Source organism: Paraburkholderia sp. (genome assembly GCF_035948235.1).
GTDB lineage: Bacteria > Pseudomonadota > Gammaproteobacteria > Burkholderiales > Burkholderiaceae > Paraburkholderia.
In genome coordinates, this window is the sequence record NZ_DASZJJ010000046.1 from 1 (window position 1) to 20328 (window position 20328).

General features: G+C 65.3%; 19 protein-coding genes. All 19 read right to left on the minus strand.

Annotated features, from left to right (window positions below):
* Positions 1-190: 190 nt before the first annotated feature.
* The 19 genes from VG320_RS02825 to VG320_RS02915 all read right to left on the minus strand — a co-directional run bounded on the left by VG320_RS02825 (position 191) and on the right by VG320_RS02915 (position 20247).
* A complete protein-coding gene (locus VG320_RS02825) occupies positions 191-1267 on the minus strand; it encodes a Rieske 2Fe-2S domain-containing protein (protein ID WP_327198644.1) in 1077 nt (358 codons plus the stop codon).
* A gap of 135 nt (positions 1268-1402) precedes the next feature.
* The gene (locus tag VG320_RS02830) at positions 1403-1804 is read right to left on the minus strand and encodes a hypothetical protein (RefSeq protein ID WP_327198645.1); all 402 of its coding nucleotides are present in this window, start codon (positions 1802-1804) and stop codon (positions 1403-1405) included.
* Positions 1805-1892: 88 nt separating this feature from the next.
* On the minus strand, positions 1893-4322 hold the full coding sequence (locus tag VG320_RS02835) for an efflux RND transporter permease subunit (RefSeq protein ID WP_327198646.1): 2430 nt from the start codon (positions 4320-4322) through the stop codon (positions 1893-1895).
* A 45-nt stretch (positions 4323-4367) separates the two neighbouring features.
* Complete coding sequence (locus VG320_RS02840; RefSeq protein WP_327198647.1) at positions 4368-5348, minus strand: WD40/YVTN/BNR-like repeat-containing protein; 981 nt, start codon at positions 5346-5348, stop codon at positions 4368-4370.
* Between the two features lie 53 nt (positions 5349-5401).
* The gene (locus VG320_RS02845) at positions 5402-6607 is read right to left on the minus strand and encodes an acetyl-CoA C-acyltransferase (RefSeq protein WP_327198648.1); all 1206 of its coding nucleotides are present in this window, start codon (positions 6605-6607) and stop codon (positions 5402-5404) included.
* Between the two features lie 51 nt (positions 6608-6658).
* Complete coding sequence (locus VG320_RS02850) at positions 6659-7150, minus strand: MaoC family dehydratase (RefSeq protein ID WP_414695949.1); 492 nt, start codon at positions 7148-7150, stop codon at positions 6659-6661.
* On the minus strand, positions 7147-7950 hold the full coding sequence (locus VG320_RS02855; protein ID WP_327198649.1) for an SDR family oxidoreductase: 804 nt from the start codon (positions 7948-7950) through the stop codon (positions 7147-7149). The genes VG320_RS02850 and VG320_RS02855 overlap by 4 nt, the downstream gene beginning before the upstream one ends.
* A complete protein-coding gene (locus VG320_RS02860; RefSeq protein WP_327198650.1) occupies positions 7947-9167 on the minus strand; it encodes an acyl-CoA dehydrogenase family protein in 1221 nt (406 codons plus the stop codon). The genes VG320_RS02855 and VG320_RS02860 overlap by 4 nt, the downstream gene beginning before the upstream one ends.
* On the minus strand, positions 9164-10348 hold the full coding sequence (locus VG320_RS02865) for an acyl-CoA dehydrogenase family protein (RefSeq protein ID WP_327198651.1): 1185 nt from the start codon (positions 10346-10348) through the stop codon (positions 9164-9166). The genes VG320_RS02860 and VG320_RS02865 overlap by 4 nt, the downstream gene beginning before the upstream one ends.
* Positions 10349-10352: 4 nt before the next feature.
* Positions 10353-11231, minus strand: a complete 879-nt coding sequence (locus VG320_RS02870) for an SDR family oxidoreductase (protein ID WP_327198652.1) — start codon at positions 11229-11231, stop codon at positions 10353-10355.
* Between the two features lie 46 nt (positions 11232-11277).
* A complete protein-coding gene (locus tag VG320_RS02875) occupies positions 11278-12429 on the minus strand; it encodes an acetyl-CoA C-acetyltransferase (protein ID WP_327198653.1) in 1152 nt (383 codons plus the stop codon).
* Positions 12430-12431: 2 nt separating this feature from the next.
* Positions 12432-13499, minus strand: a complete 1068-nt coding sequence (locus VG320_RS02880; RefSeq protein ID WP_327198654.1) for an acyl-CoA dehydrogenase family protein — start codon at positions 13497-13499, stop codon at positions 12432-12434.
* Between the two features lie 59 nt (positions 13500-13558).
* The gene (locus VG320_RS02885; protein WP_327198655.1) at positions 13559-14728 is read right to left on the minus strand and encodes an acyl-CoA dehydrogenase family protein; all 1170 of its coding nucleotides are present in this window, start codon (positions 14726-14728) and stop codon (positions 13559-13561) included.
* On the minus strand, positions 14725-15558 hold the full coding sequence (locus VG320_RS02890; RefSeq protein WP_327198656.1) for an enoyl-CoA hydratase family protein: 834 nt from the start codon (positions 15556-15558) through the stop codon (positions 14725-14727). The genes VG320_RS02885 and VG320_RS02890 overlap by 4 nt, the downstream gene beginning before the upstream one ends.
* Positions 15559-15623: 65 nt before the next feature.
* Positions 15624-16712, minus strand: a complete 1089-nt coding sequence (locus VG320_RS02895; protein ID WP_327198657.1) for a nitronate monooxygenase — start codon at positions 16710-16712, stop codon at positions 15624-15626.
* The gene (locus VG320_RS02900; protein ID WP_327198658.1) at positions 16712-17593 is read right to left on the minus strand and encodes an enoyl-CoA hydratase; all 882 of its coding nucleotides are present in this window, start codon (positions 17591-17593) and stop codon (positions 16712-16714) included. The genes VG320_RS02895 and VG320_RS02900 overlap by 1 nt, the downstream gene beginning before the upstream one ends.
* Positions 17594-17610: 17 nt before the next feature.
* Complete coding sequence (locus tag VG320_RS02905) at positions 17611-18372, minus strand: CoA-transferase subunit beta (protein WP_414695951.1); 762 nt, start codon at positions 18370-18372, stop codon at positions 17611-17613.
* A gap of 54 nt (positions 18373-18426) precedes the next feature.
* The gene (locus VG320_RS02910) at positions 18427-19314 is read right to left on the minus strand and encodes a CoA transferase subunit A (protein WP_327198660.1); all 888 of its coding nucleotides are present in this window, start codon (positions 19312-19314) and stop codon (positions 18427-18429) included.
* A 24-nt stretch (positions 19315-19338) separates the two neighbouring features.
* The gene (locus VG320_RS02915) at positions 19339-20247 is read right to left on the minus strand and encodes a VOC family protein (protein WP_327198661.1); all 909 of its coding nucleotides are present in this window, start codon (positions 20245-20247) and stop codon (positions 19339-19341) included.
* Between the last annotated feature and the right edge of the window lie 81 nt (positions 20248-20328).

Here is a 20328-nt window from a genome sequence, read left to right on the forward strand (position 1 = left end):
GATGCGAGCAAGACCAGTCACCACTCCGCTAATGGGCAAGTGGTGGACGGCGTCACACTGGCGGTGTGAGCGGCTTTCTTTTGGTTACTTTTCTTTGCCGCGGCAAAGAAAAGTAACTGCCGCCCCGCACAGGGGCAACGCTAGCAGACCGACACGCCCTCAAGGAAATGCCAACAACACCAAAAACCAATCACCCCTCAAAAACATGATGCAAAGGCGGCACAGTCCCTCCCTCCTTCACAGTAATCTCAAACACCTTCCGCTGCCGGCTAGAAGGCCGCACCTCACCAGCATCCAGATAAAACTGCCCATACCAATCCCGCATCTGATAAAGCGGCCCATCCCCCTCACAAAGCAGCGGATTATCGACACGCGTCTTACTATCCCAGATCGCCACATCCTCATAAAACGCCGCCTGCGCCTGCGCAACATAAGCCCGCGCAATCTCCAGATTCTGCTCCTCAGAAACGCCGGGAATCTTCTTAACCATCACCCCATATCGCAGCTCAAAACTGTTCATATCGATCGGCACATGAGCATTAAGCAGAATCGAATGAATCGGATGCCCACCGCTTTGCCCAGTCATCTCCGTGATGTGATAAGCCGGCCCAAAGTAAGTCGACAGCGCAACCAGCTCATCCCCACCCAGACGCTCGCTACGCCCCACCAGCAACTGCGTCGCCTTATGATCCTCGAAGAGATTCGCGAAATAATCCACCGGCGCTCCATGCACCGTCGCGAAGTGCGCCATATCGGAGATATTGTCCACGAGCTCGCGGCAATTGGTGCCTATCACCATCTTGTCGACGACCCAATCCGACCACTCATCCGATTCGCACGCGGCGATAGCAGGAATCGCCACATCATCAGTCGGCGCCGAACCTTCAGGATCGTGCCACACGAACAGCAAACGGTTCTGCACACAGGTATGCCAGGCGCCGATCCTGGCTTTAGGCGGCACACGCTTGCAATAGGGAATCGACTGACACTGTCCATCGCCATCCCACTGCCAGCCATGAAACGGGCACACCAGCGTATCGCCTTCAACGCGGCCCGTGGAAAGATCCGCGCCCATATGCGGGCAAAAGCCATCGACGATACGAATACGGCCGGAAGAATCGGCAAACGCGGCCAGACGCCGCCCAAACACATTGAGCGTATGCGGCTTGCCGTCGAGATAGTCGCTCGCAAGGCCAAGGCAGTGCCAGCCTCGGGCGTAGCGTTGTACGAGCGGCTGGGCTTCGATCTTGTAGGGACGTGCGGACATGGTTCTCCTCCTGTTTGAATGAAACGCGCGGCTCCTGCCACGTTAGACGGGCAGCGCGCGCCATTCATCGTCCCGACGGACTAGGGACGAACGAGGAGTCCAGCAAAGCAAAACGGGCCTGAAAGGCCTGCTACATCAGTCGTCGCAGGTGATGTCCTGCTTGCGCACCACAATGATGACCGGATAGGTGCCATGCTCGAGTTCGACCCGCGCAACCACGGTAGTGGTGACGGGATCGCTGTCGTCGTACACGCTGACCTTGTCCTTGCGCAGGTTCACGAGGCCCACGCAACGCGTGGCGCGGCCATCGTCGCCCACCTGGCAATCGAACTGATGATCCGAGAAATAGCGGTAGCGGTCGCGCTCGGGCAGCTCAAGGTATTCGCGCATGCTGGCCGCCGCGCCGCCCACACCGCTCACGCGGCCAATCGAGCATTCCTGTTGCGGGGCCGCGGCGTCGCTTGCGGTCTGGGCATGGGCGAGCGGGCTGGCCGCGACAACAAGCGCGGCAAAGGCCGAGGCAAAGAGAGTTTTCATGGCGCGAATCACGGTAATCGAAGCAAAGCCCCGATTCTAGCCGCATCGCGCCACGATGGCCGTCAAACCCACAGCCAGGATGCCGATATCAAGAACGTGCCTGCGCCACCGCCGTGCCATGCAAAGCCGCCTTGCTGCCCTGAGCGGCGCGACGTTCGGCACGCTCGACGCCCAGCCACGCGGCCAGCGCGGGTAGCAGAAACACCGCGCCAAACAGGTTCACAAGGAACATGAAAGCCAGCAGCACGCCCATATCCATCTGGAACTTGAGCGCCGATCCCGCCCACGTCCCCACGCCGATAAACATCGTCACCGCCGTGAAGAGCGCCGCCGTGCCGCGCTGGCGCATCGCCGCGCCGAAGGCCTCGGGCAGGCTCGCGCCCGCACGCAATTCGTGCTGCAGGCGCTCGTAAAGATAGATGCCGTAATCGACGCCCACGCCCACGCCCAACGTAATCACCGGCAATGTCGCCACTTTCAGGCCGATGCCGAGCCACGCCATCACCGCATTGCAGAGAATCGACACGATCGTAAGCGGCACGATGATGCACAGCACCGCGCGCCACGAGCGGAACGTCACGAAGCACAGCAACGCAATCGCGCCGAAGATCGACAGCAGCATGGCGATTTCCGCATCCGCGACGGCTTCGTTGGTCGCCGCCATCACGCCCACGTTGCCGCCCGCGAGGCGAAACGCCACGCCCTGGGTTTCGTCCTCGGCGGCGAAGCGCTTGATCTCGTCGACGATGTGCGCAATCGTGCGGCCTTCGTGATTGTCGGTGTAGATCAGCACCTGGATCGCCTGGCAATTCTCCGTGTTCATGCCGTTGTCGGGATCGAAGGCACTCGCGCCTTGCGTGAGACCATCGCTCGAACGCGGCAACGCCCCCCAGCGCAGATTGCCCTCGTTGAACGCGGCAATCGACACCTTGGCGAGCGACGGCACGCTCACCACCGACTGCACGCCTGCCACGCCGCGCATCTGCATTTCGAAGCGCTCGATTGCGCTCATCACCGGGTAGTGCAGGCAGGCATCGTCATAGCCCTGCGTCTCGACGATCACGGCCAGCGCGTCCACGCCGATGTTGTATTGACTCGTGATGCGCGCGTTATCGAGGTTGTAGCGCGAGGTCGCGCGCAGTTCGGGTGCACCCGAACCGATATCGCCAATCTGCAACGCCCGCGACGCCTGGGCGCCGAACGCGAGCAAGGCTAGCGCCACCGCGAACACACCCAGCGCGGGCAGCGGGCGCGCGAATACGCCGAAGCGCGCCCAGCCATCAGCACGGCCGCCGCTTTTTTGCTGCGCGACACGGCGTTGCGCACGCACCAGCGCGCCGCGTTCGAGCCGCGTGTACGAAAGCAGGATCGGCAGAAACACCTTGTTGGTGACGATCATCAACAGCACGCCAAGACACGCGGTAATACCCAGTTCGCGCACGATATCGATGCGAATGCGCATGATGACCATGAAGCCCAGCGCATTCGTGAGAAGCGCCACGGTGCCCGGCACGAACAGCTTGCGAAAGGCATCGCGCGCCGCATCCGCCGACGATAGCCCGGTGGCAAGCGCCTGTTTCCACGCGTTTGTCATCTGCACCGCATGCGAAACGCCAATCGAAAAGATCAAAAACGGCACGAGGATCGACATGGGATCGATCCCGAGTCCCAGCATCGGCAGCGCGCCCAGCAGCCACACCACCGGCAGCAGCGCCACGCACAGCGCCAGCGCCGTGGTCCGCCACGATCGTGTATACGCGAGCAGCAGCAACGCCGTGATCGCAAACGCAATGCCGAAGAACACCATCACGCCCGCGATGCCGGCCTCCACGTCGCCCACCAGCTTGGCGAAGCCGATGATATCGACCTCGACGTTGGCGTTCGCGTAACGCGCGCGAATCTGTTCAAGCTGCTTTGCGACCGCACTGTAATCGAGCCGCTTGCCGGTCACCGGATCGGTCTCGCGCAACTCTGCGCGAATCAGCGCCGCCTTCAGGTCGTTGCTCACGAGCCGCCCGATCTGCCCCGAGCGCGCCACGTTGCGGCGCACCTTGGCCAGATCATCGGGATTGTTGCTGCTGAACTGGCCCGGCACCACCACGTCGCCGCGAAAGCCCGCTTCGGTCACTTCCGTGTAGCGCACATTAGGCGTGAAAAGCGAGAACACGCGCGAGCGGTTCACGCCTGGAATGAAGAACACGTCATCGGTCGCGTGGCGCAGTGCGTCCATGAACGGCTCGTTGTAGATATCGCCCTGGCCCTTCCAGCGCAGGCTCACGAGCACTGTATTAGCGCCCGGAAAGGCACTGGCATAGCGGTTGAACACCTGCATATACGGGTGTTCCATCGGGATCATCTTGTTGAAGCCCGGATCGAGCCGCAGGCGCGTGGCCGAGTAGCCGAACGCGGCCGTGAGCGCCACGCAGAGCGTGAGAAGCACGAGGCGATGGCGCATGATCGCGCTGGCGCAGCGGTCCACGAAGCGCGCGAGCGCGGAAGTGCGGGGAGTGGTGGTCATGGGCGTGCCTTTTATTTCGCAGTACGAGATGATGAATAAACAAGCTCAGGAGGGGGCATTAGCCTTCGTAGCAGCAGGCAAGGTCCAGCGCATGACGCCCGCCTCGCCAGCCACGATCAGGTGCCCCTGCCCTTCGTCGAGCACCGCCGCGAGGCTTTGCACCCCGCCCGCCTTGCGCACGCTGTAGTGCGCGCCGCCGTCGCTCGATGTGACGATTGCGCCGCCCTGGCCCACTAGCACGAGCGGACAGCCCGGCAATTGCGTCGCGCCGAAGTACGAGGTACCCACCCCACTGTCGATATGGGCCCACGTCTGAGCGTCGTCGTCCGAGCGCAGCACGTTGCCGCGCATGCCATAGGCCAGCCATGCGTGCGCGCCAAGCGGCAGCACGCCAAACAGCGAGCCGGCGTAAGGCGATGGGCGTTTCTCCCAGTTCGCGCCGCCGTCGTTCGACACCAGCAGCGTGCCGGTCTCGCCCGCAATCACCACATGCCCAGCGGCGTCGCCTGCGATGGCATTGAGGTGGCGATCGCCCGCAAGCGTTTTTTCCGTGCTCCAGGTCGCGCCTTCGTCGCGCGAAACGAGCAACTGGCCAAAGCTGCCCACCACGAAAAGCGGGCCGCCCGCGCGACCCCAAACTGCCAGCAACGGGTCCGAATGCCGATGGTCGAAGCGCACCTCCTGCCAGTGCTCGCCGCCATCGACGGTGCGCACGATCCAGCCGTCATGTCCCACGGCCACCCCCACGCGCGGCGAGACGAAGAACACCTCGGTCAGCGTTGAAGCCTCGTCGGGGGTGACGCTCGCGCGGCGCCAGCTTGCGCCCGCATCGTCGCTTAGCAGGATCACGCCGCGCTCGCCCACGGCGACCGTGCGCGCGCCCGCCTGCGCCAGACCGTTGATCTGCAGCCGGTTGGCGGCGATGGCGCTTGCGGGAAACGCCGGCAACGGACGCGGCGCGAACGCGAAGAGCGCCGCGCCCAGCACCGCTGCCGACATCAGCAGGCCCGGTAGCGAATTTTTCATGGGTGTCTCCTCGATGTTCTGGTGTGCAGCTTTTTTGTACAACGCGCCGCGTTTTACGCGGGGATCTCGAACAGCGCCGCCGCGCCCATGCCGCCGCCAATGCACATCGTCACCACGGCCAGACGCGCACCGCGCCGCCGCCCTTCGATCAGCGCATGCATGGTCATACGTGCCCCGGACATGCCGAACGGATGGCCCAGCGAGATCGCGCCGCCATTGACGTTCAGTCGCTCCATTGGGATACCTAACTGATCTCGACAGTAGATCGCCTGGCAGGCAAAGGCTTCGTTCAATTCCCAGAGGCCGATATCGCTCACACTCAGACGATGCTTCTCCAGCAATCGCGGCACGGCAAACACGGGGCCGATGCCCATTTCGTCGGCCTCGCAGCCCGCCACGGCGAGTCCGCGAAAGATGCCGAGCGGCGCAAGCCCGCGCGCACGAGCGCTTTGCGCGCTCATCACGACCACTGCCGCCGCGCCGTCCGACAACTGCGATGCGTTGCCCGCGGTGATGAATTCCCCTTGCGTCACGGCCTCGCCGCCGCTCCAGACCGGTTTGAGCGCGGCCAGGCTCTCGGCGCTCGTGTCGGCGCGATTGCATTCGTCGCGCACGGCGTGCAGGTCTTCGTGGCCCGTGACGTTGCCTTCCTTGTCGAACAGCGCGCGGCGCACGTTCATCGGCGCGATTTCCGCGTCGAAGCGTCCCTGTGCCTGCGCCGCCGCGGTGCGCCGCTGGCTTTCCAGCGCAAACGCGTCCTGGTCCGCGCGGCTGATGCCATAGCGGCGCGAGACCACTTCGGCGGTTTCGATCATCGCCATATACGCAGCGGGCTGATTCGCCAGCACGCTTTCGGCCCGCGCGCGATAGCTGTTTTTATGGCGATTCTGCGTGAGCGTGATCGACTCCACGCCGCCCGCCACGACAATATCGGCGTCGCCGCACGCGATGCTGCGCGCCGCCACTGCAATCGACATCAGCCCCGACGAGCACATACGGTCGAGCGCCATGCCCGGCACGCTCGCGGGCAAGCCTGCTGCGATGGCGGAAAGCCGCCCGATGTTGTAACCCTGGGTACCCTGCTGCGCGGCGCAGCCCATGATGACGTCGTCGATCTCGCGTCCTTCAAGGCCCGCGCGCGCCACGGCGGCCCGCACCACATGGCCGCCCAGCGCGGGCGCCTCGGTAGCGTTGAATGCGCCACGGTAGGCCTTGCCGATGGGCGTGCGCGCCACCGAAACAATCACGGCTTCGTTCATCGAATGCTTCCCTGTTGCGAATGACATCGCGTTGAAATCAGAAATCGGAAATCAGAAGTAGTAGCGGCTGATGGTGTCGGCCACGCAGCCCGGTTTGGATTCGCCCTCGATCTCCACCGTCACGCGTATCCACGCCTGCACGCCACCCTCCAGCGCCTCGGCGCGCAGCAGTTCGCCCACGCCGCGCACGCGCGCGCCCACGCGCACCGGCGCGGGAAAGCGCACGCGCTCGCAGCCGTAATTCACGCCCATGCGCGCGCCGTCAATGCGCACGATCTGCGGCAGAAAATAATTGACGAGCGAGAGCGTGAGATAACCATGCGCGATACAGCCGCCAAACGGCCCGCTGCGTGCGCGCTCGGGATCGACATGAACCCACTGGTGATCGAGCGTGGCATCGGCGAACAGGCCGATCCGCGCCTGATCGATCGCGAACCAGGGACTCGCACCCAGCTGTTCGCCCACGGCATCGAGCAAGGCACCCGGCTGCGCGAACACGCGCGTGGGTTCCATCGCAACGTTAAGGTCGAGCGTGTCCATCATGCGTGCTGGCTGCTCACGGAGAGCACTTCGCCGGTGAGATACGACGCATAGTCGCTTGCGAGGAACACCATCACGTTTGCCACCTCCCAGACTTCGGCGGCGCGCCCGAACGCTTCGCGCGACGCCAGTTGTTCAAGCAGATCGGCCGGAGCCGACCGCTTCAGAAAATCGTGCAGTGCGATGCTCGGCGCCACGGCGTTGATGCGCACGCCATAAGGCGCCGCCTCCAGCGCCGCGCAGCGCGTGAGCGCCATCACACCGGCCTTGGCGGCCGCGTAGTGCGCCTGCTCGGCCTGCGCGCGCCAGCCCAGTACGGACGCGTTGTTGACGATCGTGCCGCGCCCGCGCGCCTGCATGGGCGGCAGCATCGCGCGCATCATGCGGAACGTGCCGGTCAGGCTAATGTCGAGCACACGCGACCATTGCGCATCGTCCATATCGACTAGGCGGCACGAACCGCCCAGGCCCGCGTTGTTGATGAGCACATCCACGCCGCCGGTCCGGGCTTCGGCGAAGGCGATCAATGCACGCACCTGCTCTTCGTTCGAAACGTCGCAGAGCTGGCCGTGGATTTCGGCAAGACCGGTCTCCTCGCGCAACGTCGTGGCCGCTTCGTTCAGGCGTTTTTCGTGGATATCGGACACGATCAGCGCGCGGCAGCCCTCTTCCGCACAGCGCTTCGCGGCGGCAAAGCCGATGCCCGCACCGGCGGCGGCCGTAATCAGCACGGACTTGCCCGCAAGCAGTTGATGACCCGCCACATAGGGCGGCGCAATGGCAAGACGGTGTTCTGCGTTCATGCTTGACCTCGGGGTTCCCTGGGCATGCCGAGCCCGCGCTCGGCCATGATGTTGAGCTGGATTTCGTTGGTGCCGGCGTAGATGGTGTCGGCGCGTGAGAACAGGAATACACCTTGAAGGCGGCTGCGCCTGGTCGCGCTACTGGTCGCATCGACGAAATTCGCCTGTTCGCCCAGCACGTCCATCGCCAGTTGCCCCAGATCGCGATGCCAGTTCGACCAGTAGTACTTATAAATAAGCGCCGATTTGTCCTGTGCGGCGTTCGTGCCCTGCGCACCCAGCATGCGCAGCGCGTTGTGGCGCATGACGCGCAAGCCCGCCCACGCCTGCGCGATGCGCGCACGAATCGACGGATCGTTTGCAACGCCCGTTTCTTTCGCGGCTTCGATCACCCAGTCGAGTTCGCGGATGAACTGCATCTGCTGCCCGAGCGTGGAGATGCCGCGCTCGAAACCGAGCAGCGTCATGGCGATATGCCAGCCATCGCCGGGCGCGCCCACCAGATCGGCGGCCTCGGCGCGCGCGCCGTCGAAGAACACTTCGTTGAATTCAGCGCCGCCGTTCATCTGGCGAATCGGCCGGATCTCCACGCCATGCTGGTCGAGCGGCACGAGAAAAAACGACAGCCCCTTATTGCCTCGCGATTGTGCGTCGCTGCGCGCAAGCACGAATATCCATTCGGAATCCTGAGCGAGTGACGTCCACACTTTCTGGCCGTCGATACGCCACGCGCCGTCCGGTTGCTGCGCCGCGCGCGTGCGCACGTTGGCGAGATCCGAACCCGCGCCGGGCTCGGAATAACCCTGACACCAGAACTGCGTGCCTGCAAGGATGCCCGGCAGAAAGCGCGCGCGCTGCTCCGCATTGCCGCACGCAATCAAGGTGGGACCAAGCAACCCTTCGCCGATATGACCCATGCGCCCCGGACCGCCAGCGCGCGCGTATTCCTCGTGGAAGATCACCTGATCCGCGACATTCCAGCCGCGCCCGCCCGCCTCTACCGGCCAGCCCAGCCCGGTCCAGCCGCCAGCGGCCAGTTCGCGCTCCCAATCCTTACGTAGCGCGGGGAAGGCTTCTTCGTCTCCCGGCCCGCCGCGATAGCGCAGGCACGCGAACTTGCCACTCAAATGCTCGTTCATCCACGCGGCGATCTGCTCGCGCAGACGGGCTTCGCGGTCGCGCGCACCGTCAAGCGTTACGTCGATGCGTGCATTCATGCAATTTCTCCTGCAAACGTGCTGTCACCGTCGATCACATGCGCGGCGAGCCAGGCCAGAAGGCCCTGCGTCGAGCCGAACAGCGCGCCGCTGGCCTGAGCACGCTTGAAATAAAGCTGTGGATCGTACTCCCAGGTAAATCCGACCCCGCCGTGCAACTGGATCGCTTCCTGGGCGCAATAGCGCAGCGCATCGTTCGCGCTGGATTTGGCGACGGCCACATCGGCGAATTCCGCCGCGGCAGGTTCACCCTGTGCGCCGTCCCACGCCGCCGCCGCGCCTAGCACCGCCGAACGCGCCGCCTCCACCGCTACCAGCATTTCTGCGCAACGATGCTTGACCGCCTGAAACGAGGCAATGGTGCGTCCGAACTGCACGCGCTCAGACGTGTAGGCGAGCGTGAGATCGAGACACTGCTGCGCGCCGCCCAATTGTTCGGCAGCCAGCGCGAGTGCGGCAAACCAGGCGGTACGCGTTAGCGCTTCGCGCACCACATCGCCCCGCGCGAGGCAAGCCGAACGCGCGACGCTCACCGACTCAAGCTCAATAGCAGCGAAGGGTCGGCTGGCGTCGAGCGTCGGCAGCGGCCTGCGTGCAATGCCTGTCTGCGTGGTTTCCAGTGCGAACAGCGCAAGCTCGTCGCCCACGCGTGCGGGCACCAACAACAGATCGGCCATCACGCCGTCGATGACCGCGCTGAGCGCGCCGCTCAGGCAATAGCCCTCTGCCGTTTCATACGCCACGACCGGCACGGCGTCGATACGGTCTGCGTCGAACGGCGCGGTGCACGAGAGCGCCAATGTCGCGCGCGTTTCCCCCGCAGCGATGCGGGCGAGCCAGCGCACCGTCTCTTCATGGTCCGGGATTTCACGCAGACACTGCGCGAGACCCTGCGCCGCCAGCACCGCCGTGCCGAAGTACGGCACGCAGGCCAGACGCCGCCCCATCTGTTCCATCAACAGCACGAGCGCCTTCGCGCCCAGCCCCGCGCCGCCCGCCTGCTCCGGCACGCCCAGACCACACCAGCCCAGTTCCGCCGCAAGCGTCTGCCAGAGCGCGGCGTCATAGCCCGCGTGGCGTTCGAGCACGCGGCGCACTTCGGCTGACGCGCTCTGCTGCGCCAGCACCTCGGCGGCGCTGTCGCGGATCAGCAATTCCTCTTCGCTCAGCACGAGATCCATGGCGTCAGCTTCCATAGACGCGCTGTGCCGGGCGCGCCTGCGTCAGCAGTGCCGTGACGGCTGCGCCCACTTCGGCTGCCGGCCAGCGCGCGCCGCGATCCACGCGCGGACCCGTACGCCAGCCTTCCGCCACGGCAATCATGCCGCCCGCGACTTCGAACACCTGGCCCGTGACATCGCTCGACGCCTCGCTCGCCAGCCACACGACCAGCGGCGCGACGTTGGCCGGATCGAAGGCATCGAAGCTGCCATCCTCGGGCTTCTTCATCATCTGCGCGAACACGGTCTCGGTCATCGCGGTGCGCGCCGAAGGCGCAAGCGCGTTCACGCTCACGCCGTAGCGCTGCAGTTCCGCCGCCTGCATCAGCGTGAGCGCGGCAATGCCGGCCTTGGCCGCGCCATAGTTCGACTGGCCGATGGAGCCTTGCAAACCCGCGCCCGAACTCGTGTTGACGATACGCGCCGCCACCGGCGTCCCTGCTTTCGAAGCATCGCGCCAGCCGCGCGCGAGAATCTGCGCGAGGCAAAAATGGCCGCGCAAATGCACGCGCATCACCGTGTCCCAGTCGTCCTCGGTCATGCTCGTGAACATGCGGTCGCGACATACACCCGCGTTGTTCACCAGCGCATGGACGGTGCCATAAGCGTTCTGTGCGGCATCGACGATGCGCTGCGCCGTGTCCATACGCGTGATGTCGTCGGCGTTGGCCAGCGCCTGGCCGCCCGCCTGGGCGATCTCCTCGCAAACGGCCTGCGCCGCTTCGGCACGCAGATCGTTGACCACCACCGCCGCACCTTGCTCAGCGAGCGCGAGCGCATACGCGCGCCCGAGTCCCCCGCCCGCGCCCGTGACGATCACGGTGCGCCCCTTGCAGATTCCCATGCCTGACCTCGTTTGATTATCCAGTCCACTTCGCCTTGCAGCGTGCTTAAAGGCGTTCGATGATCGTCACGTTAGCGAGCCCGCCGCCCTCGCACATCGTCTGGAGTCCGTACCGACCATGCGTACGCTCCAGTTCGTGCAGAAGTGCCGTCATCAGGCGTGCGCCCGTTGCACCGAGCGGATGGCCCAGCGCGATCGCCCCGCCATTGGGATTTGTACGCGCCGGGTCGTAGCCGGTCTCGGCGAGCCACGCGAGCGCAACCGAAGCGAATGCCTCGTTGATCTCCACCACGTCGATATCGCTCATCGACAACCCCGCTTTTTCAAGCGCATGACGCGTGGCCGGAATAGGCGCAGTGAGCATCCAGAGCGGATCGTCGCCCAGCACGCTCAGGTGATGGATGCGTGCGCGCGGCACGAGGCCATAGCGGCGCAACGCGTCTTCGGAAACGATCAGGAGCGCCGCGGCCGCATCGCAGGTCTGGCTCGACACCGCCGCCGTAAGCGAGCCGCCCGGCATCAACGGCTCCAGCGTCGCCATCTTTTCCAGCGACGTATCGGGGCGCGGCGTCTCGTCTCGCGAAAGGCCAAAACACGGCACGATTTCGCGCTCGAAGCGTTTTGCCTCAATGGCAGCAACCGCGCGCCGGTGGCTTTCCAGCGCATAGCGCTCCATCGCCGCACGCGAGAGCCCCCAGTGATCGGCGATCCGCTGGGCCGCGTCGAACTGCGAAACTGGCGCGTCGCCAAAGCGCGCGCGCCAGCCCACGCTGCCCGAGAACGGATCGCTGAAGCCCAGCGGCACGGCTGCTGTCATCGCCGAAGAAATAGGGATTTGCGTCATGGTCTGCACGCCGCCCGCGATCACGACGTCCTGCATGCCGCTCATCACGGCTTGCGCCGCGAAGTGCACGGCCTGCTGCGACGAGCCGCACTGGCGATCCACCGTCACGCCCGGCACCGTGAGCGGCAGGCCCGCAGCCAGCCAGCAGGTGCGCGCGATATTGCCCGCGAGCGGGCCGATGGTGTCCACGCAGCCGAACACGACGTCGTCGTAGTCCTCTGCTGGAATCGCATTGCGCGCGACCAGTTCCCGCAGTACGAAGCCGCCGAGGTCGGCCGCATGCACCGCCGCGAGCCCGCCCTTGCGACGCCCCGTGGGCGTGCGCAGCGCATCGACGATATAGGCTTGTTTCATGGTCACTCCCGTTCGAAGTTGCCGAAGGTGCACTCAGGGCCGATCGGTGCGCGCGCATCGATCAGCGTGCGCGCGACGCGTTCGCGGTGATACGTAGCGTCGCCCCAGCTACCCGCAAGCGCCCAGATGCGTTTGACGAAAATCTGCAGATCCAGCTCCCATGTGTAGCCCATCGCGCCGTGCACCTGGATCGCGTGGCGCGCGGCCAGTTGTGCCGCCGACAGGGCAGCCAGCTTCGCGTGCGACACGTAGAGCGCGCGCTGCGGATCGTCGGTGGCGAGCGCGCAGGCGGCGCGATAGACCACCGGACGCGCGAACTCATAGCGGATCGCGACATCGGCAAGCAGATGCTTGACGGCCTGATACGCGCCAATCGGCTTGCCGAACTGCTTGCGCTGCGCCGTGTAGTCGATCGCCGCGTCCAGCACGCGCTGGGTGAGGCCGAGCAGTTGCGCGGCCACCGCGAAAGCGCCGTGATCGAGCACGAGGTCGAGCAACGGTTCGGCTTCGCGAGCGTTGGCGATGCGCGTGGATTCATCGGAGCGCCAGTCCAGCTCGAACAAACGCCGCGACGGGTCCACGCTTTCCACCGCACGATAGGTGCACGCTTCACGCGTGACGCGATGCAATTCGCCGTCACGCTCGCAGAGCAGCACATGTGCGACATGTGCATCGGCCACATACGGATTCACCGGATGCGCCAGCGCCACGCGCGCGCCGCCCGCCGCGATCTGTGCGAGCAAGGTATCGCGCCAGTCACTCGCGGGCAGGCGTTGCAACAGCGCCACGGCGACGACGGCGGTATCCATGAGCGGATCAGGGCCGCCAAAGTAACCCCAGGTCTGCGCGAGCAACGCCCATTCCATCGCACCCATGCCCAGGCCGCCCTGCGCCTCCGGCACCGATACGCCCGTCATGCCCTGTTCGGCCAGTTGCGCCCAGTGCCGCTCCGAACGGCCGGTTTCGCTTTCCCACAACTCGCGGATCAGCTCCGGCGTCAGCTCGGTCATCAGGAAACGGCGCGCACCATCGGCAAGCGCTTCCTGGTCTTCGTCGAATGAAAAGTCCATGTTTTTGTTAGGAATCCATATCGAATGGAGTGTCGTGTTATCCGCTGCGTCTTGCAGGGTTAGCCGCGCGGCATGCCCAACATGCGCTCGGCGACGATATTGCGCTGGATCTCGTTGGTGCCCGCGTAGATCGGCCCCGCCTGCGCAAACAGGAAGCCGTCGAGCCAATGCCCCAGACGCGCGCGATCGTCTGCGCCTTGCGGCACCACTTCCGCCTGCGCGCCAAGAATGTCGAGCGCCGTCTGATGCATGCGCAGATCGAGTTCGGACCAGAACACCTTGTTGGTGCTCGATTCCGCGCCAATATGTCCGCCTTTGTGCAAACGGCTCGCCGTCATATACGTCGAGAGCGCATAGGCCTGCGCGTCCATCCACGCTGCGGCCACGCGTTCGCGCAGCGACGGGTCGCGCTGCGCGGCTTCCGGGTGCGCCAGCAGCAGATCGCGCAGTGCCTGCGCCGTGCGCTGGAAGCGCGCGGGCGAGCGCAGCATCAGGCCGCGCTCGAAGCCCGCCGTCGCCATCGCCACGTGCCAGCCCATGCCTTCGCCAGCGATGCGGTTCGCAGCGCTTACACGCACGTCGTCGAAGAAGATTTCCGCAAAACCGGTCTGCCCGTTCAACTGACGGATCGGCCGCACCGTCACGCCCGGCGCGTTGAGCGGCACCATCAGAAACGTCAGCCCGTGATGACGCGTGGATTGCGGATCGCTGCGAAACAGACCAAATAGCCAGTCCGCCCAGACGGCGCGCGTGGACCAGATTTTCTGGCCGTTGAGCAGATAGTCGTCGCCATCGCGCAGCGCGCTCGCACGGATCGCGGCCATGTCCGAGCCCGCATTCGGCTCCGACCAACCCTGCGCCCATACGTGCTCACCCGAGGCCATCGCGGGCAGGAAGCGCGCCTTTTGCTCGTCGGTGCCGAAGTCCATCAGCGTCGGACCGAGCAGGAAGATGCCGTTCTGGTTCACGCGCATGGGCGCATCGGCACGCCAGTATTCCTCCTCAAAAATCAACCACTCGATCAGGTCGCAGCCGCGCCCGCCCAGTTCGCGCGGCCAGGTAACCATGCTCCAGCGGCCCGAATGCAGTGTGCGCTCCCAGTCGCGATGCGCGGCAAAACCCACTTCGGTGTCGAAGCTCGGCAGTGGTTCGCGCGGCACGTGATCGGCCAGCCACGCGCGAATTTCCGCACGAAAAGCGCGCTGTTGCGGCGTGTAGTCGAGCTTCATGCGCGGCTCTCCCCAGGCGTGCGGGCGTCGTCGAACTGCGCCGCGCGTTTTTCCACGAAGGCGCTGCGCGCTTCAGTCGAATCGTTGGTCATATAGGCTTGCAGCGTGAAGCCCTGTTCCCAGCGGTATTTGTCTTCCAAGTCGCCGTCCTCCACGCCGTTGAGCGCTTCCTTGGCGAGCGCGAGCATCGCGCCGCTTTTCTCCGCGATGCGCGCCGCCAGTTCAAGCGCCGCCTCGCGCAACTGTTCGCGCGGCACGACGCGCTCGACGGCACCCAGCCGCCAGGCTTCGTCCGCGCCTACCATGTCACCCGTGAAGTACATCGCCCGCACTTTCTGGACTCCGAACATTCTTTGCAGATGCGCGCCGCCGCCCATCGCGCCGCGATCGATCTCCGGTACGCCAAAGCGCGCACAGGCCGAAGCGATCACGATATCGGCGGCCCCGCAAATGCCGATACCACCGCCCAGCACGAAGCCATGGACTGCAACGATCACCGGCTTGGGGCTACGGTGGACCGCGCGAAACGTCGCGTAGTTGCCCGCATTGACCGCGACGATGCGCTCGGGATGCGCCGCCAGTTCCTTGATGTCGACGCCCGCGCAGAAGCCGCGTCCCTCGCCGCGCAGCACGATCACGCGCACGCTGTCGTCACGGCCCAGCGCGTCGATGGCGGCGGCAAGCGCATACCAGTCCTCGCAATCGAGCGCATTCACCGGCGCGCGGTCGAGCGTCAACTCGGCGACTGCGCCCTGCTGGCCCACGCGCGCAATCGAGAATGCCGGCCGGCGCGCGGGCGCGCCTTTTTCGTCATGGCTTGCTTGTGTCATGTTCCCCGTCCTGAATCATCCAAATGCGTGTCAAATACGCGCCGTCAAATACGTCATGAAATGCGTTACGTCGTCGCTGCGTCGCGCATCGCGCACAGGGCGTCCAGGCGATCGGCCGCCTCCCGCACGATCCGCCCGATCACCACCGCGCACGGCTCGATTGCGCCGATCATCGCCGCCGCCTGGCCGCCTGGCAGCACGCCTTCATCGGGAACGCCATCGACGATTGCGCGCTGGATCAGATACGGCGCGTTCGCCGCCATGAGCGTCTGACTCGCCGTATAACCGTGATCGCGCAGCGCCTTGATGCCAAGCGTCGCCATCTGCGCGAGCGACAGACCGTTCTGACGCCGCCACGCCTGTGCGGTGCGCAGCGCGAAAAGCGTGCGGCGCAGTGGCCCGAGCGCTTCCAGATGCAACAGATACGGGTTGTCGATCATGCGTTGCGGCAGACCGTCGAGCGCCGCCGAAACGCGGATGAGCGCCGGATCTTTCACCGCCACGTAGCGCGCAAGCGTTTCCGGCGGAACCGGCGATTCTTCGGTCATGAGAAAGCGCGTGCCCATCGCAATGCCAGCCGCACCGTAGCCCAGCGCCGCCGCGAGGCCACGCCCGTCGAAGAAGCCACCCGCCGCGATAACCGGCACCTGCACGGCGTCCAGCACGCGCGGCAGCAGCAGCGTGGTTGGCACGGAGCCGGTATGGCCACCGCCTTCCGCGCCCTGTACCGTGACGGCGTCTGCGCCGAGTTCGACGGCCTTCGCCGCATGTTTGGGCGCGCCCACCGTCGGGATGCAAAGCACGCCCGCGTCCTTGAAGCGGCGGATCGTCGTGGCATCGGGGCCGCGTCCGTAGCTCACCGCGCGCAGCCGGTGGCGGATCGCCAGATCGACGACCTGTTGCGCGTTCGGCTGGAACATATGGAAGTTGATGCCGAAGGGCCGGTCCGTGAGCGATTTCACGCGCAGGATCTCGGCTTCCACCTGCTCCGGTTCAAGCGTGGCGCCAGCGAGAAAACCGAAGCCGCCCGCGTTGCAGGTAGCCGCGACCAGCTTCGCATCGGCAACCCAGCCCATCGCGGTTTGCACGATCGGATAACGGCAGCCCAGCAGATCAGTGAGCGGCGTACGCATGGCTGATATCGTCGCGCTCATTATCTGGAATCCTTATTATCAGACGAAGCACGCTGCGACTGCACCATCTTGCGCGCGTCATAGCCGCCCAGACGATCGCCGCTCACGAGTTCGTTGTGCGCGTGCGCGAAGTGATGCCAGGCGAACGCGGCATCCATCGCCGCGCGCTTGCCCTGCAACTCCTCGACGTGATTGATCGCCTGTTTGGTGAGCGCGAGTCCCAGGCGCGGCATCGCGGCGATTTTCGCCGCCATCTCCTGCACCGTACCCTGCAACGCCTCGCGCGGCACCACGCGGTTCAGCATGCCCATCTGCTGCGCGCGTTGCGCGTTCATGCGCTCGCCCAGAAACAGGAATTCCTTGGCGATACGCGGGTTCAACTCATAGGCGTGCGCAAAATACTCCACGCCTGGAATGCCCATGCGCACCACGGGATCGGCAAAGAACGCATCGTCCGAGGCTACGATCAGATCGCACACCCATGCGAGCATCAGCCCGCCCGCCACGCACGCGCCCTGCACCATCGCGATGGTCGGCTTGGGCAACTCGCGCCAGCGGCGGCACATGCCCAGATAGACCTCCTGCTCGCGGGCATAGAGAAACTCGCCGCCCTCCTTGCCAACGTGGTCGTACCAGAGCGACTGGCGCTCGAACGATACGTCGATATCGCGTCCAGGCGTGCCAATATCGTGCCCCGCCGAAAAGTGCTTACCCGCACCCGCAAGCACGATGACCTTGACCGCATCGTCGTGCGCCGCGCTGCGAAACGCGGCGTCTAGCGCATAGGTCATCTGCGAGTTCTGCGCGTTGTGATACGCGGGGCGGTTCATCGTGATGGTCGCGATGCCGTCTTCTACGGCGTAGAGCACCACGTCTTCGGTCTGCGCATGGGTCTGCTGCATGATAGTCTCGCTTCGCGTTACGCGCGCCGGGGCGCGGGGTTGTCGCGCAGGATCGCCGCGCGCAGATTGTGCGGATCGAGCGCGCGGACGATCTGCAGTTCCTCGGCGCCCGGCGCCGCCGTGGCGGCGATATCGTCGGCCTGCAGCAGCGGGAATCCGGTCGCCGCCTGCACTTCGTCGAAGCTCACGCCCGGGTGCAGCGAACGCACGCGCACGCCATGGTTCGGGCCTTCGAAGTCCATCACGCAGAGGTCCGTGACGATCGCGCGCAGGTCCGTGAAGGCACGCATGCCTTCGATCTCGCGCGCCGGGTTGTAGCCCACGCTGCAGACCATATCGACCTCGGCTTCCACGAAGGTGCGCGTCGTGTGGCTCGTCACGAAGAACGAATTCGCGTGGTTGATGCTGTTGCCAGGAAAGCCGCGCGCGCCCAGCAATTGCGTCTTTGGCTTGGCGTAGTCACGGCCCAGCCACGAAATATTGGCCTGCCCATAGCGGTCGATCTGCGTGGGCATCACGAGCGCATGACGGCGGCCGTGCCACACGCAGTCGAACACGCGCTCGTAGGTCATCGAGCCGCTCGCGGCCACGCGGTACGCGGCGTCGCGAGGGCCCAGCGGCACGGGCGTCTCCACCAGATACGCCTCGCCATCGGTGAGCATGAGGCCGGGGTTATACGCGAGGCGCGCGAGCCCAGCCGCCAGACGCGGACCGGTGCCGATGCCGGTGGCCAGCACTTCGCCGTCGTCGCGCCAGAGCCGGGCCGACGTGACGATCATCAGTTCGGCGAGGGAGTAATCCAAAGCGTCGTTCACGCTCGCTCCTTTCAGGGATCAGAGTATGGGCAGCGGCAAGGCCGCCACATGGGAAGGACCGCCCGCGCCCGCGAGCCACGCAGACTCGTCGGGGCCGACCACGTCGCGCAGATACGCTGCGGTCTGCTGGGCGTCCGCAGCCGCGGCGCAATACGCCTTCAGATGCGGCAAATCCCATCCGTAGGCCGGCGCGCAGGAAGTCGGATGCGCGCCGCACGGCGCCTGCACCACGCCCGTGACCAGCGAACGCTCGAACGGATTGCGTCGTGCTGCGGCAAGATCCGTATTCGCGAGCGATGCTTCCAGCGTTTCGCAGCTCACATAGGTGCGTTTCGCGGCACGGGCGAACCACGCGTCGAAGAACGGATCGGGGCCGTCGATGCGCGTGTTGCCCATGACATCGGCGGCATTGACATGCAGCAGTGCGACGTCGAGTTCGATGGCCGGCATCGCGAGCAATGTCTCGGCATCCTCATAAGGCGAGCGAACCGTGCGAAGCTGCGGCGCGTGGCGCAGCAGATCGGTTCCCAGACCCACACGCGTGGGCAGAAACGGCAGGCGTGCGGCGGCGGCCCGCAGCCCCAGTTGCAGCAGTCCTTCGTCCAGCTCCCACACGTCGATCGCGCCCGTTTCGCGTGCGCGGCGGAAATGCGGCTCCAGCGGAATCACATCGAGCGAGACGAAGCCAAACACGACCTTCCTGACCTTACCCGCCGCGCAAAGCAGGCCCACATCGGGGCCGCCGTAGGCGACGACCGTGAGATCGCGCAGCGGCGAGCGCACGATCTCGCGCACCAGCGCCATCGGTTTGCGGCGCGGTCCCCAGCCGCCAATGCCGATCGTCATGCCGTCTTCGAGCTGCGCCACCACATCGCGCGCGCTCAGGCGTTTATCGAGCGTTTTCATTCGGTATCCAGATTAAATGGCCAGTCAAAATCCAATGCTGAAATCGTGGCCCCAGAGGCTGACGCGGGTTGCCTCGTAGACGCTGTGCTCGTTCCAGTCCACCTGCAGGCCGCCATAGCCGTATTCGAGGTCGAAGCCACCCGGCGTTTTCATGTAGAACGAGGTCATGTGGTCGTTGCAGTGGCGGCCCAACGTCGCCGACAGCTTCACGCCATGCGCGTTCACGCGATCGAGTGCGCGGCCCACCTCGTCCATCGAACCCACTTCGGCCATGACATGGATGCAGCCCGAGGGCACCGCGAGATCCATGATCGCGAGGCTGTGATGACGCGCGTTGCCGCAATGGAGAAAATGGATGCGCTTCTCGGGTTCGGCGGGATCGGCGGGATCGGCGGAAAAGCGCACGCGGAAGATATCGGAGAGCCCGAAGCCCAGCACGTCGCGCAGGAAGGTATCGGTGGCGTCGAAGGCGGGTGCGGGCAGCACGGTGTGGCCCAGGCCCATGGCCCCCGTCACGAAGCCCGGCACGCCCAGCGGCGACACGAAGCGGCGGAAGTCTGCGCGCACGCCCCAGAAGAATTCATGGCGATTGCCCGAAGGATCGAGGCACCAGACCATCGCCTGCACGCGTCGCAGTGCGATTTCCTGCGCGCTCGCGCGATGCGCTTCGACGCCGGCGTTCTGCAGCCTTGCGGTGAGCGAGTCGAGCGCCGCTTCATCGGCAAGCTCCCAGCCCGAGGCGAAGTAGCGCTCCTCGTTGCCCGGCACGATCAGGTAGCGGAAATCGCGCTCGTCCATCTTGAGGTACAGCGCGCCGTCCACTCCGTTCACATCGTACGTCTGCATGCCCAGCACGTCGCGCGCGTAATCGCGCCACTTGCCCGCGTCTGCCGACTGCACGACGACGTAGCCCAATGCCCGCACATCGCTCATCTTCGCCCCTCCAGAAAACCCGTTGTAGTGAGGTCTATTCTGGCCGCGAGGGGAAGTCCCAACATCGTCTGTTGGGACTAT

Coding starts and splice junctions, on each gene's coding strand:
- VG320_RS02890 (WP_327198656.1), bottom strand. CDS start 15,558: ATGACACAAGCAAGCCATGACGAAAAAGGCGCGCCCGCGCGCCGGCCG.
- VG320_RS02840 (WP_327198647.1), bottom strand. CDS start 5,348: ATGAAAAATTCGCTACCGGGCCTGCTGATGTCGGCAGCGGTGCTGGGC.
- VG320_RS02860 (WP_327198650.1), bottom strand. CDS start 9,167: ATGAATGCACGCATCGACGTAACGCTTGACGGTGCGCGCGACCGCGAA.
- VG320_RS02870 (WP_327198652.1), bottom strand. CDS start 11,231: ATGGGAATCTGCAAGGGGCGCACCGTGATCGTCACGGGCGCGGGCGGG.
- VG320_RS02900 (WP_327198658.1), bottom strand. CDS start 17,593: ATGCAGCAGACCCATGCGCAGACCGAAGACGTGGTGCTCTACGCCGTA.
- VG320_RS02895 (WP_327198657.1), bottom strand. CDS start 16,712: ATGAGCGCGACGATATCAGCCATGCGTACGCCGCTCACTGATCTGCTG.
- VG320_RS02905 (WP_414695951.1), bottom strand. CDS start 18,372: ATGATCGTCACGTCGGCCCGGCTCTGGCGCGACGACGGCGAAGTGCTG.
- VG320_RS02880 (WP_327198654.1), bottom strand. CDS start 13,499: ATGGACTTTTCATTCGACGAAGACCAGGAAGCGCTTGCCGATGGTGCG.
- VG320_RS02835 (WP_327198646.1), bottom strand. CDS start 4,322: ATGACCACCACTCCCCGCACTTCCGCGCTCGCGCGCTTCGTGGACCGC.
- VG320_RS02910 (WP_327198660.1), bottom strand. CDS start 19,314: ATGAAAACGCTCGATAAACGCCTGAGCGCGCGCGATGTGGTGGCGCAG.
- VG320_RS02830 (WP_327198645.1), bottom strand. CDS start 1,804: ATGAAAACTCTCTTTGCCTCGGCCTTTGCCGCGCTTGTTGTCGCGGCC.
- VG320_RS02915 (WP_327198661.1), bottom strand. CDS start 20,247: ATGAGCGATGTGCGGGCATTGGGCTACGTCGTCGTGCAGTCGGCAGAC.
- VG320_RS02845 (WP_327198648.1), bottom strand. CDS start 6,607: ATGAACGAAGCCGTGATTGTTTCGGTGGCGCGCACGCCCATCGGCAAG.
- VG320_RS02850 (WP_414695949.1), bottom strand. CDS start 7,150: ATGATGGACACGCTCGACCTTAACGTTGCGATGGAACCCACGCGCGTG.
- VG320_RS02825 (WP_327198644.1), bottom strand. CDS start 1,267: ATGTCCGCACGTCCCTACAAGATCGAAGCCCAGCCGCTCGTACAACGC.
- VG320_RS02865 (WP_327198651.1), bottom strand. CDS start 10,348: ATGGATCTCGTGCTGAGCGAAGAGGAATTGCTGATCCGCGACAGCGCC.
- VG320_RS02885 (WP_327198655.1), bottom strand. CDS start 14,728: ATGAAGCTCGACTACACGCCGCAACAGCGCGCTTTTCGTGCGGAAATT.
- VG320_RS02855 (WP_327198649.1), bottom strand. CDS start 7,950: ATGAACGCAGAACACCGTCTTGCCATTGCGCCGCCCTATGTGGCGGGT.
- VG320_RS02875 (WP_327198653.1), bottom strand. CDS start 12,429: ATGAAACAAGCCTATATCGTCGATGCGCTGCGCACGCCCACGGGGCGT.